Raw genomic sequence first — 12688 nt, 5'->3', positions numbered from 1 at the left:
AGTCTAAAAAATCGGGAAGGGGTTAGGCGGTAATCAATGGTATAATGATAACGATTCTCATTTAATCTGTTAGGAGTGTGTCGTCTATGGAATTATCCCGATTGCGTCGAATGAATGGGTCCGATCCCGGACGCTGGACGCTCCATTTGCAGTATGCCGAACTGGCGAGCGTAAGCTCTTCGTATACAATGACTCAGATTATGGCTACCCACACGACCCTGCTTGTGCTGCTGGAGGGCAGTTGCCAGCTCAAGAAGCGAAGCCTGATCATCCCGATGGAAAAGGATACCCTGTACGTCTGCTATGCGGGGACAACGTTTGAGCTGGCCGGAGAGGGCGAGCCGCCGCTGGTGGCCATGCTCCGCATTGAGTTCTATGAGCCGGAGGGTCTGCATCCCGGAAGCCTTAAGTCCATGGCTCACTATGGCCCGCATCTGCTGCCGGAGGAGCTGGTGCACCCGGTGCCCGGCGCAGCCGGGGATAGCTGCCGCTCCATATGCGGAGCCTTGCGGTCGGACAATCCGATGCTGCGGCTGCGCGCCCAACTGCTCACGATGGAGCTGCTGCTGGAGGCCGTCCCGGCGTCTGCCGCAGATCTGTCCCGGCATTCCGGCGGACTGGAGCGGGTGAAGCGGTATATGGATGAACACCCGGAGGAGCCGCTGACTGTGGAGCGGCTGGCGCAGCTTGCGGCCATAAGTCCGAAGCACTTTGCCGAGCAATTCAAGAAGGCCTACGGTAAAAGTGTCCGCGAATATATAACCGGACTGCGCCTGAACCGGGCGAAGCGGCTGATGCTTAGCTCCGGGCGGAGACTGAAGGATATTGCGCATGCCGTGGGCTACCAGGACGAGTTCTATTTTAGCCGCCTGTTCAAAAAGGAATTCGGCCTCTCCCCGTCCAGCTATGTCAATAAGCGGAAGCAGAAGCTTGCGGCCTATGCCTGCGCGTCCATCCTTGGCTATCTGCTGCCGCTGGAGCAGCTTCCGTACCTGGCACCGCTGCATCCGAAGTGGGCGAGCTATTACTTTGAGCATTTCGGCACAGATATTCCCTACCATCTGGAATGCGGCACAACGGATGACTTGCAGCATCCTAGCCTGCAGCGGATTGCCGAGGCGGCCCCTGATATGATCATCTGCCCGGATGAGACAAGCGAAGCGGAGCTTGAACGGCTTCAGGCGGTCGCCCCTGTAGTCAAGCTGCTGCCCGAAGCGCCCGGCTCGTGGAGAACCAATCTGCTGGAGCTGGCGCGGCTGCTGGGTATGAATGCCGAGGCCGGGCGCTGGATCAGCCAGTTTGAGGACGGGAACCGGCAAGCGCGGGCTATGCTCGATTCCGGTTCCGGTGCGCCGTCCGTCCTGTTCGTGCGGATGATCAGGGGACAACTGCTCGGCTTCGGTTCATCAGGAACACTGGATTATGTGTATAACGAATTGGGGCTTCGCCGTCCTCATCTGGCCCCCGAAGACGGGGATGAAAGTGCGCCTGTTACCTTAGAGCAGCTAGAGGCGGAAGATGTTGATTATGTTGCGCTGCTCATCAGGCAGGATTCACAGACGCTGGAGCTGTGGCATGCCTTGCAGCGAACGTCCGAATGGAGCCGCTTGCGGGTTGTGCGTGAGCAGCGGCTCCGGCTGCTGTCCTCCAATCCGTGGCGGGAATATTCACCGGTGGCGCTTGAAAGAATTCGCGAAGACGTGCTGCTGCATATCGGCGGTAAAAAATCCATGCCGAATCCTCCCTTCGTCTATGGTGTAAACGGGCAAAACCTTTCATAATGATTGAGAATCATTCTCAACAAAGTGGAGGGAGTCAACCATATGAAAAAGACAGTATATCTCATGCTGAGCATGCTTCTGCTGGTCGTACTGGCAGCATGCGGAGGAAAAAACAATACGGAAACAGCGGGTACGGAGGCGTCCAATGCGGCAGCTTCGGCAAGCCCTTCAGCGGAGTCCGAGGCAACCGCCAGCCCTGAAGCAAGCGGCACCCGGACGATCAGCTACCTGGGCAAAGACTATACAGTGCCGGCCAAGGTGGAACGGTTCGTAATTACCGGTGCATTGGAGGCGATGGAGGATTCCATTCTGCTCGATATTCATCCGGTAGGCGCAATCAGCTCGGCAGGCAAGTTCCCTGCAATGTTCGCTTCGATCACGGACAAAGCCGAATCCATCGGCGAGAAGGTAGACCCGAATTTCGAGAAAATATTGTCGTTGAAGCCCGATGTCATCCTGGGTACGACCAAGTTCGACGCCGCTGTACTGGACAAGCTTGGACAGATTCAGACGACGATCCCTTATTCACATGTCGCTACCAACTGGGAAGCGAATTTGACGCTGCTGGGCGAGCTTAGCGGCAAACAGGAGCAGGCAGCCCAATTGATTGACACCTACAAGCAAGATCTGGTGCAAGCGAAGTCGGTCGCTGCTGATAAGCTGAAGGACAAGAAGGTAGTGCTCGTACGTATCCGTGAGGGCTCCATCTGCATCTACGGACCTGATCTGTACTATAACCCGCTGCTATACAGCGATTTGGGGCTTGCCGTGCCTGAAACTATTGCGGCGGCTAAAACCCAGGAGGCGCTGTCGGTCGAGCAGTTTGCTGCAATCAACCCTGACGTGCTCTTTATCCAGTTCTCCGAGGATGAGAATCCAGACAACGCTTCGGCGCTGAAGGATATTGAGAGCAATCCGATCTTCAAGAGCGTAAATGCGGTGAAGAATGGAAAAGTATTCGTCAATGCTGTTGATCCGCTGGCGCAGGGCGGCACCGCCTATAGCAAAATCCAGTTCCTTAAGGCCTTTATGGAAAAAATTCAGAACTAATGGCAGCGCTGAGGTACAAGTCATGACGCCTACCAACCCTGGCATGCTTCCCGCTGCAGGCCCCTCTAAGAACAGGCTGCTCAGCATTCTTCTTGCAGGCTTCCCTGCCGCGGCTGTGCTGCTTGTCGCCTGCTCGGTGCTCTATGGAGCCAAAGGCATCTCGCTCATGGATGTGCGGGATGCCTTGCTGCATTATGATTCCGGTAATCTGAACCATCAAATTATTATTCATGCACGTCTGCCCCGGGCGCTCGGGGCGCTGCTCGTCGGCATGCTGCTGGCGGTGTCAGGGGCTATCATGCAGGGGATTACGCGCAATGATCTGGCTTCGCCCTCCCTGCTCGGGGTCTCGGACGGCTCGGTGTTTGCCGTGACGCTGTGCATGGTCTATGCGCCGTCTATCGGCGGAACAGGCCTGCTGCTCGTTTCGATGGCCGGGTCGGCGCTTGGTGCGGCTATTGTCTTCGGCATGGCTTATCTGATTCCGAATGGCCGTTCAAGGGTGACCTTGGCTATTCTGGGCATCATCACCGGCATGTTCCTGAACGGGATTTCGGATGCGCTGGCGATGTATTATCATATCCCGCAAAAAATCAGCTTTTGGTACAACGCAAGGCTCTACCAGATGGAATTGGGCCAGCTCGGCCTGGTCTGGCCTTACGCTATAGCGGGGCTGGTACTGGCGCTGTTTCTGTCCCGTTATATTTCTGTGCTCGCGCTTGGGGATGAGGTATCCGCCTCCCTTGGGCAGAGAATCTGGCTTATTCAGGGCGGAGCGATGGTGGCCGTTGCGCTGATGACGGGAATCGCCGTAGCTATCGCCGGAAAAATCGCCTTTGTCGGGCTAATAATTCCGCATATCGCCAGAAAGCTGACTGGAAGCGATTATCGCCGCATCATACCGCTGTCCGCCGTACTCGGCGGCCTGTTCCTTGGCGTCTGCGATTTACTGTCACGCTGGATGAACTATCCGTTTGAGACGCCGATTGGCATTGTGCTGGCTTTGTTCGGTGTGCCGTTCTTCGTATATTTGATCCGCCGCAAGAAAGGGGAGGGAGGCGCATGAAGAAGTATGCAGCCCGCTTTCTGCCTGGTTCAGGCTACCCGGCCATTGTGCTGGGCCTGCTTGCCGTCATTGTGGCGCTTATCCTTCTTGGTTTGACCACCGGGGAGATGCATCTTTCCGTCCGAGAGGTTGTGCATGGACTGCTCGGCCGGGCGGCGGAGCCGGAGATTAGCCTGGTGTTGTTCCAGTTCAGGCTGCCCCGGATTGTACTCGGGGCATTGCTGGGACTGGCGCTCGGTATCGCCGGCTCTGCCGTACAGAGCCTTACGCGCAATCCGCTCGCGGACCCGGGTATCCTGGGCATTCATGCCGGTGCGGGGATGTTCGTTGTGCTGTTTATGTATTTCCTGCAAGGGCTGATTCCAACCGAAGGTGCGCTGGCGATTATGCTTATGCCGATCTTCGGTGTGGCAGGCGGACTTCTGGCAGCTATGATTATCTTTCTTCTGGCGCGCAGCGGAGGCCAGATGGATCCCCAGCGGCTCGTTCTGGTGGGGATTGCCGTCACGACCGGTTTTTCCGCCGTGACGATGTACATCTCGCTGAAGATGAACCCGAATGATTTTGAGCGGGCCGCCTCCTGGCTGTCGGGCAATCTGAATTCGGCCAACTGGCTGTTTATTGTCTCCATGCTGCCGTGGATGCTGTTAGTGCTGCCGTATTTATTGTGCAAAACGCATGTCCTTGATCTGCTGCGGCTTGACGATACCAGCCTGGTCGGGCTTGGCGTTCCACTGCAGCGGGAGCGGAACATGGTGCTGCTGGCCAGTGTAGGTCTCGTTGCCGCCGGAGTGTCCGTGGCAGGCAGCGTTGGCTTCGTCGGGCTGATCGCTCCGCATATGGCTGTGCGCCTGAGTGGACTCTCGCACCGGAGATCGCTGCCGCTCAGCGGTCTGCTGGGCGCTGCGCTCGTCATGGTCAGCGATTTTATCGGGCGGACCCTCTTCTCGCCGTCGCAGTTGCCGGTGGGTGTGGTGCTGTCTATTGTCGGCGTGCCGTATTTTGTCTGGCTGCTGCGTACGCAGGGGCGGAGGAGCCGGTGAAGCTGCCGGAGATCAAGAAAGATGAAGGATGGAAGGATGGGGGAACCGATGTTTGAAGTGCAAGAACTGGAATGGCAGGGACGCCGATTGACGGTGTTCCTGCCTCCTTCCTATGCTTTGTCGCAAACGCGTTATCCCGCCGTGTATCTGCATGACGGCGCTACGCTGATGACGAACACCTTAAATTATATGTACAGGCTGTTCCGTGAGGGGCTTCTGGCTGAGCTGATTATTGTCGGCATCAGCAGCCCGTCCCGGAACAGGGAATACACGCCTTGGCCTTCGCCTGCTGCCACGACGGGGAGAGAGGACTTCGGCGGAGGCGGGCCGGCTTACCTTGATGAGGTAGCGGACGGCATCAAGCCGTATATTGATTCCATGTTCCGCACGGACCCGCAGCCGCAGTCCACAGGGCTGATTGGCTATTCGCTGGGCGGGCTGGTTACGCTGCTCGCCGCATACCGCCGTCCCGATGCCTTCGGACGGTTCGGTCTGCTGTCGCCTTCCATCTGGTATGACGGCATGCTTGACTATGCCGAAGCGAATCCGCTGCCGGTGTCCGGCCAGCGGATCTATCTCTCCGTCGGCAACCGCGAAGGGGTATACAAGCTCAACATCCAGCAGCATGCCGTTCCCAGCACGCTTCGCGTATATCGCCTGCTGCGCGGGCAACTGCCGGATGAGCGGCAGCTCCGGCTGGAGCTTATCGACGGCGCTGCCCATGATCTGGCGTTCATGTCCCGCCAGTTCCCGGAAGCGTTAGGCTGGCTGTACGGCGATGCCGAGGGACAGGAGGCATGGGCACGAACTGGTGCAGTCCTGGGGGCTGGAGTCCGGGGAAGCGGCACAGGCGCTCAAGCTGCTATAGGCGCCGCAAGTGCGGGAGCAGCAGAGGGGACCGGCGCTGCTGAGAGAGCTGGCGGATTGGCGCGGGCGGCGCGGTCTGTGGCAGAGGGTTTACTGCCTGAAGCCGGTGCAGGCGAGGAGCTGACCTCGGCGGTCACTGCCTGCACGCTGCCGGGAACCGAGGTCTGGGATATGACCTCGCTGCACAACGGCCTGACCTACCGCATCTTCGTCCACATCCCGCTGAAGCCTGCACCGCCGGAAGGGTATCCGGTGCTGTATACCGTGGACGGCAACGCCTATTTCGCCTCGCTGAACGATGCGATGCGTCTTCAGACCCGCCATCCGCGGGGGCTTCCGTCCGGTCTTATCGTCGCCATCGGTTATCCGGCGGACGGGCCGTTTGTTGCGGAGCGGCGGTTCAGGGACCTCACCATCCCCGATACGCAGCAGGGGCTGCGTCCCGACGGGTCGCCCTGGCCGGTGAACGGCGGGGCGGAGTCTTTTCTCAACTTCATCGAGCTGGAGCTGATGCCGCTGATCCGCCGCAAATACGCCGTAGACGAGCGCCGGACAGCGCTGTTCGGGCACTCGCTGGGCGGCTTTTTTACCCTCTATGCTCTGATCCGGCGCAGCCGTCTGTTCAGTACCTATGTCGCGGGCAGCCCGTCGCTCTGGTGGAAGGAGCGGGTGCTGTTCGAACTGCTGCCTGAGCTGGAAGAGCGGCTGCGCAGCGGGGAGCAGACCTGCTCGCTGATGATGGGCATCGGCTCGGCCGATACCAATATGCTGGAGAACGCTGAAGCGTTCTATGAGCGCTTGCGCCCATACGCGGGAAGCGGGCTCCACAGGCTGGTCTACACCGAGTTCAAGGACGAAGGCCATATGTCCGTGCTGCAGCCAATGTTCAGTCCGATGCTCCGCTTTGTGTTCGCAGAAGATGGCGCGGAGCTGTGCATCTAGGGTATGCGCAGTTGTAGGTTGGGGCCTTGCGTGTGACAGGGCTGCTGTATGTGCGCTTATCCACCGGAAAACATGTGTAAGCCGTCCCTTTGCATAGGGTCCATCCGCTGATCCCCTAAGCGTCAGGGCTATCGCTTAAGAAATGAACTAAAAAACAGGTGGAACAAGGAGAACCGTAAGCAGGTACTTCACTTCAACCAGAACTAACGGCAGAACTGCTGTTGTTGGAGGAAGATGGGGGAGTTCCATCAGAACTAACGGCAGAACTGCTGTTGTTGGAGGAAGCTTGGGTGGTTCAACCAGAACTAACGGCAGAACTGCTGTTGTTGGAGGAAGCTTGGGTGGTTCAACCAGAACTAACGGCAGAACTGCCGTTGTTAGAGCGAGATTGAGGAGTTTCATCAGAACTAACGGCAGAACTGCCGTTGTTAGAGCGAGATTGAGGAGTTCCATCAGAACTAACGGTAGAACTGCTGTTGTTAGAGCGAGATTGAGGAGTTCCATCAGAACTAACGGCAGAACTGCTGTTGTTGGAGGAAGATGGGGGAGTTCCATCAGAACTAACAGCAGTTCTGCCGTTGCTGCAACGTGGAGGGGGCTGTAAGCGAGTTCCCTTCCTAAGCGCCGGATTCCTTACTTTTGGCCGTGCGGCGTTTGGCTTTGGGCGCGATAACCGGAATCGGCCCGGTGTCTTCGTGGATGACCGCGGTTCCGTCAGCAGTCGGCATAGATTTTTTGGCTTTGGCTGTTTTTTTCCGGGATGGGGAAGCGGCGGCTGGTTTGGCGGCAGCACCGGACACCGAGGGCCCGGGATCTGATGGAATATGCTGCACAGCCTCGATGCTGGCCTGCAGCGCAGCCATCAGGTCGATCACATTGCTCTCCTGCCGCGCCGGGGCGATATGGAATTCCTCACCGGCAATTTTATGCGAGATGAGATCAAGCATCCGCTGGCGGTAATCATCGGTATATTTGGCCGGCTCAAACGGTGTGGATAGCTGGGAAATCAGCAGCTTGGCCATGTCCAACTCCTTATCGTTAACATTCCCCGGCTCCGGCAGACCGGGAACCTGGGATACCGGACGCACCTCGTCGGGATAAAAAATCGTTTCAATCGCAAGGCAGCTCTCCAGCACGCGGATGGCGGCGAGACTGCTTTTGGAGCGGATGGAGATTTTGGCAATGCCAATCTTGCCGGTCTGGCGCATGGCCTCCATCAGCAGACGGTAGGCATTTGCGCCAGCCTGATCGGGGGACAGGTAATAGGTTTTTTGAAAATAAATCGGGTCGATCTCCGTCAAATCCACAAAATCCAGAATCGTAATGCTCTTGCTGCTCTCCTCGGTGAGCTGATCCAGCTCCTCTTTGTCGAACAGGACAAACTTTCCTTTCTCATATTCATAACCCTTGCCGATCTCCTCCCAGGCCACTTCCTTGTCACACACTGGACATTTGCGCACATACGACAGCGGACTGCCGCATTCCTTGTGGATATAGCGCAGCGAGATGTCCTTGTCCTCCGTGGCGGAGAACATTTTGACCGGAACATGAACAAGGCCGAAGCTGATCGCTCCTTTCCAAACCGTATGCATGGTTATCGCCTCCTGAGTCTAAGTGCTTTGGCTTAGTATGGGATGGCCGGACCTATTCTAGCCTGATGCATTTTTTGCGCAGGTTGGGAAAAAATAAGCCCGGGGTGTTAAGGATAAACTGCGCAAAATCCCCGCCAGCGGCACACTAGTGAAGTGGAGGAACAGTATGGAAAAAGGATGGAATGACTGGATCGACGCCCTAACGGAGCAGGATATTCCGGCAGAGGTCGTCGATTGGGAGAACATTGTGAAGTCCTCGGATGAAGATGAGCTGGCTGGTGATTCCCGGCACCTTGATGCCGAATCGACCATCGGCGAGCCGCCTGCGGCAAAAGAATAGGGAAACGTGCTGCTCACAAAACTCAAGCGTATGCTTGCGGAGTGAGTTTTGTACGAAGTTATTCATGGAAGTCTATGCTATACAAAACTTTAAGCCTATGCTTCCGAAGTGAGTTTTGTACGAAGTTATTCATGGAAGTCTATGCTATACAAAACTTTAAGGAGACTCAAAAAAATGGACGTACAGCGTGCGAAGGCGATTTACGCCTCCAAGGATATGATTTCCGTGCATCTGGACGGGAAGCCGGTATGGATTGAGCATGTGGATGCTGACAATGGGATGGCAACGGTACAGGTGGGCACCCGGCCAGGCAATACCCACACAGTAGGAGTCGAGCGGCTGGAGGAGCAGGATAGCTGAGCTGTTTTTGTCCGAAGGGCGTTGTTGAAGTAGGGGATTGACGCTAATTGTGTACAGGGACAGTAGACATCCACGCCGCTCGTTCGCGGCACTTCAGACGATGAAGTTGCATAGAAGGCCCTCAATTTGGCTTCGCCCAATTCTAGGCTTGTCTAACCTTGTCCTCTGTTCAGACATGGTTTATTTCAGGATAGAACCGTGCGGACAGTGGAAGACAGAGCGGGAGATAGTTGTACTTTCTGCAGTTAAAAAGCGATATTTTTACGCAGATCAGACTTTAATTGTATTTGCCGCAGCTAAATTTAACTCAAAAGGCACTGCGGAGCAATATGAGATTTTTTAACTGTATGATCTGCAATAAAAACCGCTCTTTCGCTTGCTTCGCCTGATTTAAGTGTAAAGAGTGCAACTAGCATTATCGCTCTGCGCCGGGCAAGCAGCAGCATGCAAAAACCGATTGAGGGGATGTACCCGTTCAATCGGTTTTTTTGTGGCCGCTTTGCAATGCTTCCTCTACTATTAAGCGGGCACAACCGGCAGCTCGGCGCCATCCCGTATAAACACGGGAATCTGCTCCAGCGGGGCTTCCACGCTTAAGGTACAGCCTCCAGCGGTCATCTCGCCGGTATGGACATTGGTCCATACCGCTCCCTCGGGTAAATACACCTTGCGGCTGCGTTCACCGGCATACAGCACAGGGGCTACAAGGAGACCGGGACCGAACATATATTGATCATCGGCTTCCCAGGCTGCAGCATCCTTAGGAAAATCATAAAAAAGCGGGCGCATGGGCGGTGTACCCTTGTCATGGGCTTCCTGCATTAAGCCAGCAATATAAGGACGCAGCCTTTCCCGCATGAAAAGATGCGCCTTCAGGATGTCGTAGGCTTCCTCGCCATAGCTCCAAATCTCGTTATCTGCACCGCTTGGGCAGATCCCTCCGCCGCTTGTGCCCAGCGGCTTGCCGGCATGGTCCTTGCCGCCGTGATCGCGGTCGCCGTGCAGGCGGAAGACGGGGCAGAATACGCCGTACTGGAACCAGCGGATCAGACATTCCCTGAAGCCGGGATCGTCCGGGTTGCCTCCATGAAAGCCGCCGATATCGGTGGTCCACCAGGGAATGCCGGCAATGGACATATTCAGTCCGGCTCTTACCTGAATGCGCAGGGTTTCAAAGTTGGAGGCGATATCGCCCGACCAGGCAAGGGCGCCGTAGCGCTGGCTGCCCGCCCAGGCCGCACGCACCAGATTCATAATATTTGATTGCCCTGAGGCCTGCATGCCCTCATAGAAGGTCCGGCTGTATTGGCTCGGGTACAGGTTGGCCACCTGCTGGCTGGAGCCCAGGTGATAACGGTAAATGTCGTGATCGTAAACGGTGAATTCCGGCTCGGCCTCGTCCAGCCAAAAGATGCGGATGCCTTTGTCATAATAATTGGTGCGGATCACCTTCCAGAGGAATTGTCTGGCTTCGGGATGAGTAGCGTCAAAGATGGAGCATTGGCCCAAAAAGTTGAACTGTGTGCGCACACCGCGGTCACTGCGGACGAGGTAGCCTTTTTCAATCATTTCTTGGTAATTTTCACTTTCGGTCTGAACGGTGGGCCAGACGGAAACCATCAGCTCAATGCCCATCTCTCTAAGTTCCTTCACCATACCCTCGGGGTCCGGCCAGTATTCGGGATCGAATTTCCAGTCTCCCTGGTTGGTCCAATGAAAGAAATCTACCACGATGACCGAAATGGGCAGCTCTCTGCGCTTGTATTCCCGTGCCACCTCCAGCAATTCAGCTTGGGTCTGATACCGCAGCTTGCACTGCCAGAATCCTGTTCCGTACTCCGGCATGACGGGGACAGTTCCGGTCGCCAGGGCGTAAGACTCCTCGATCTCTGCGGGGGTATCTCCGGCCGTAATCCAATAATCAAGCTGTTTGGCTGAGGGGGCGCTCCATTCCGTGATGTTCAGATTGAAATTCACCCGCCCCACCGCCGGATTGTGCCACAGGAAGCCATAGCCCAGACTGGACAGCACAAAAGGCACACTGGTCTGGCTGTTGCGGTGCGTCAGCTCAAGCTGACAGCCTTTGAGGTTGAGGAAGGGCTGCTGATACTGCCCCATGCCAAACAGCTTTTCTTGCGGATCGGATTCCAGGCGCAGCGTCACCTGATAGTCGCTGCTTCCGGGATGCGCTCTCAGCTCATGTCCGGCATATTTGAGCTGATACGTATTTTTGTATTCCCGGAGCAGCACTTCGCCTTTTTGATTATAAAAGGTAATCTGCCCTTCCTTCGTGATCTCGGCCTTAATTTTGCCATTAACGATGCTTGCAGCATCCCGGTCCCAATTGATCGCCGCTTGAACCTTCGGGGCAGGCAGCAGCGCCCAATCATCATCACGCACGATGTCGCAGGATATGCGTACACGCAGGGCATTCTCCCCCCACGGTTCAATCCATAGCTGCTCGGAATCGTACTCCCGGATCAGCCGGGAGCCTTCTTGCTTGAACATTTCCTCAACCTCCATCGCATCATATTATGCTGTATATCTGCGTTTACGCTTGCTTGCAGGCACTTTATAATGGGATTATATATGCTGATCAAGGGTTCTAACATATCGCAAATTACGCATCTATCATACGATATTACGTTTTTGAAAAGAGGGGGTATCGGGATGGCACATTCGGCATCGCAGCAGCAGCATCGGCATAGGCATCGGGAGCATACACATATACCGGACCTTACCTTTCCCATGAACAGCTTTCATATTTGTGAGCCGGAAATGCCGCTGATTCCCCTGCATTGGCATGAGCACCTGGAATGGATGGTGATCCTGAAAGGCAGCTTCCGTGTTCAGGTCGGTTCTGCATCCCGGACTTTGCACGCGGGAGAAGCGGCTTTTGTAAATGTCCGGCAGATTCATGCCGCATTTCCCGAGGAAGAGGGCAGTGAGCTGTATGCGGTCGTCTTCAATGAAGCGCTGCTGCGCAATAGCTCAATGGACAGTACGGAGGCCCGGTACATCGCCCCTTTGCTGAGCGGGAGCAGGAGTCTGCCGGAATTTTATACTTTGGAGATGGCGGCCACCGGTGAAGTTCGGGCCTGCATCGTTGGCATCGTCTCCAGCTTCCGGCTTAAGCAGCAGGGATATGAGCTTTTGGTCAAAGCTGGTCTGCTGGGCGTGCTGGGGCATGCGTTTCAATTGGCGGACGACAGTGAGGCACGCGGCCGGAGCAGCCGTCCGGAGGGCGTGATCCACCCGCTTCTTGTCCATTTGAGCAGCCGTTTCACAGAGGCGTTGACCGTAGGGGAGGCGGCGCAAATCTGCTGCATCAGCCCGAATTACCTATGCTATATTTTCAAAAAAGCCACGGGAAAAACACTGGTGGAGTATATCAACATGCTGCGGATTCATGAGGCGGTTACCCTGCTGCGCAGCGGGGAGGGCTACTCTGTCGAGCAGGTCGGGCACAGGGTGGGCTTTTCAAATTCTACGTATTTCGGGAGAGTGTTCAGAAAATTCAAGGGTATCACACCTGGAGAGTATGCCAGACGTATGGAGCTTGCTGCCAAAACGAATGCTGCTCCTGCGGAGTCGCCGTCATAGCTGACACAGAGGTTGACGGCTGCAGGGTGTACCCCCTATATTGA

11 protein-coding genes are annotated in these 12688 nt (G+C 56.1%); 8 read left to right on the top strand and 3 right to left on the bottom strand.

The genetic code is table 11. The features are described from left to right. Positions 1-86: 86 nt before the first annotated feature. Genes B212_RS32165 through B212_RS33335 form a run of 5 tightly spaced genes read left to right on the top strand, consistent with a single transcriptional unit; the run spans position 87 to position 6749 of the window. On the top strand, positions 87-1781 hold the full coding sequence (locus tag B212_RS32165) for an AraC family transcriptional regulator (protein ID WP_084673335.1): 1695 nt from the start codon (positions 87-89) through the stop codon (positions 1779-1781). Between the two features lie 42 nt (positions 1782-1823). Continuing rightward, on the top strand, positions 1824-2831 hold the full coding sequence (locus B212_RS0121870; protein ID WP_019913244.1) for an ABC transporter substrate-binding protein: 1008 nt from the start codon (positions 1824-1826) through the stop codon (positions 2829-2831). Positions 2832-2853: 22 nt separating this feature from the next. Next, complete coding sequence (locus B212_RS0121865; protein ID WP_019913243.1) at positions 2854-3897, top strand: FecCD family ABC transporter permease; 1044 nt, start codon at positions 2854-2856, stop codon at positions 3895-3897. Next, positions 3894-4940 carry a FecCD family ABC transporter permease gene (locus B212_RS0121860; protein WP_019913240.1) on the top strand — a complete coding sequence of 349 codons (1047 nt, stop codon included), beginning with the start codon at positions 3894-3896 and terminating at the stop codon, positions 4938-4940. Before B212_RS0121865 ends, B212_RS0121860 begins: the two co-directional genes overlap by 4 nt. Positions 4941-4988: 48 nt before the next feature. Beyond that, the gene (locus tag B212_RS33335; RefSeq protein WP_232231501.1) at positions 4989-6749 is read left to right on the top strand and encodes an alpha/beta hydrolase; all 1761 of its coding nucleotides are present in this window, start codon (positions 4989-4991) and stop codon (positions 6747-6749) included. A 147-nt stretch (positions 6750-6896) separates the two neighbouring features. On the opposite strand, the gene B212_RS34665 is transcribed toward B212_RS33335, so the two are convergent. Continuing rightward, positions 6897-7304, bottom strand: coding sequence for a hypothetical protein (locus B212_RS34665; protein WP_156830181.1), 408 nt, complete (start codon positions 7302-7304; stop codon positions 6897-6899). Between the two features lie 62 nt (positions 7305-7366). Continuing rightward, entirely contained in the window at positions 7367-8341 is a 975-nt protein-coding gene (gene ku / locus B212_RS0121845) for a non-homologous end joining protein Ku (protein ID WP_019913237.1), read from the bottom strand. 166 nt (positions 8342-8507) lie between these two features. Between ku and B212_RS34660 the strand changes: the two genes are divergently transcribed. Further along, positions 8508-8681: a hypothetical protein gene (locus tag B212_RS34660; RefSeq protein ID WP_019913236.1), complete on the top strand. Its 174-nt coding sequence runs from the start codon at positions 8508-8510 to the stop codon at positions 8679-8681. A gap of 174 nt (positions 8682-8855) precedes the next feature. Continuing rightward, the gene (locus tag B212_RS0121835; protein WP_019913235.1) at positions 8856-9041 is read left to right on the top strand and encodes an H-type small acid-soluble spore protein; all 186 of its coding nucleotides are present in this window, start codon (positions 8856-8858) and stop codon (positions 9039-9041) included. Between the two features lie 519 nt (positions 9042-9560). Here B212_RS0121835 and B212_RS0121825 read toward each other — a convergent pair. Next, the gene (locus B212_RS0121825) at positions 9561-11549 is read right to left on the bottom strand and encodes a glycoside hydrolase family 31 protein (RefSeq protein WP_019913231.1); all 1989 of its coding nucleotides are present in this window, start codon (positions 11547-11549) and stop codon (positions 9561-9563) included. Between the two features lie 162 nt (positions 11550-11711). Between B212_RS0121825 and B212_RS0121820 the strand changes: the two genes are divergently transcribed. Beyond that, on the top strand, positions 11712-12644 hold the full coding sequence (locus B212_RS0121820) for a helix-turn-helix domain-containing protein (protein WP_019913229.1): 933 nt from the start codon (positions 11712-11714) through the stop codon (positions 12642-12644). The last annotated feature ends 44 nt before the right edge of the window (positions 12645-12688 follow it).

The sequence above is a fragment of the Paenibacillus sp. HW567 genome (assembly GCF_000374185.1).
Lineage (GTDB): Bacteria > Bacillota > Bacilli > Paenibacillales > Paenibacillaceae > Paenibacillus_AQ.
Note: the sequence above shows the minus strand (reverse complement) of the source record. Positions and strands in the feature narration are given on the sequence as shown.

Coding starts and splice junctions, on each gene's coding strand:
- B212_RS0121820 (WP_019913229.1), top strand. CDS start 11,712: ATGGCACATTCGGCATCGCAGCAGCAGCATCGGCATAGGCATCGGGAG.
- ku (WP_019913237.1), bottom strand. CDS start 8,341: ATGCATACGGTTTGGAAAGGAGCGATCAGCTTCGGCCTTGTTCATGTT.
- B212_RS0121870 (WP_019913244.1), top strand. CDS start 1,824: ATGAAAAAGACAGTATATCTCATGCTGAGCATGCTTCTGCTGGTCGTA.
- B212_RS33335 (WP_232231501.1), top strand. CDS start 4,989: ATGTTTGAAGTGCAAGAACTGGAATGGCAGGGACGCCGATTGACGGTG.
- B212_RS0121825 (WP_019913231.1), bottom strand. CDS start 11,549: ATGTTCAAGCAAGAAGGCTCCCGGCTGATCCGGGAGTACGATTCCGAG.
- B212_RS0121860 (WP_019913240.1), top strand. CDS start 3,894: ATGAAGAAGTATGCAGCCCGCTTTCTGCCTGGTTCAGGCTACCCGGCC.
- B212_RS34660 (WP_019913236.1), top strand. CDS start 8,508: ATGGAAAAAGGATGGAATGACTGGATCGACGCCCTAACGGAGCAGGAT.
- B212_RS34665 (WP_156830181.1), bottom strand. CDS start 7,304: ATGGAACTCCCCCATCTTCCTCCAACAACAGCAGTTCTGCCGTTAGTT.
- B212_RS32165 (WP_084673335.1), top strand. CDS start 87: ATGGAATTATCCCGATTGCGTCGAATGAATGGGTCCGATCCCGGACGC.
- B212_RS0121865 (WP_019913243.1), top strand. CDS start 2,854: ATGACGCCTACCAACCCTGGCATGCTTCCCGCTGCAGGCCCCTCTAAG.
- B212_RS0121835 (WP_019913235.1), top strand. CDS start 8,856: ATGGACGTACAGCGTGCGAAGGCGATTTACGCCTCCAAGGATATGATT.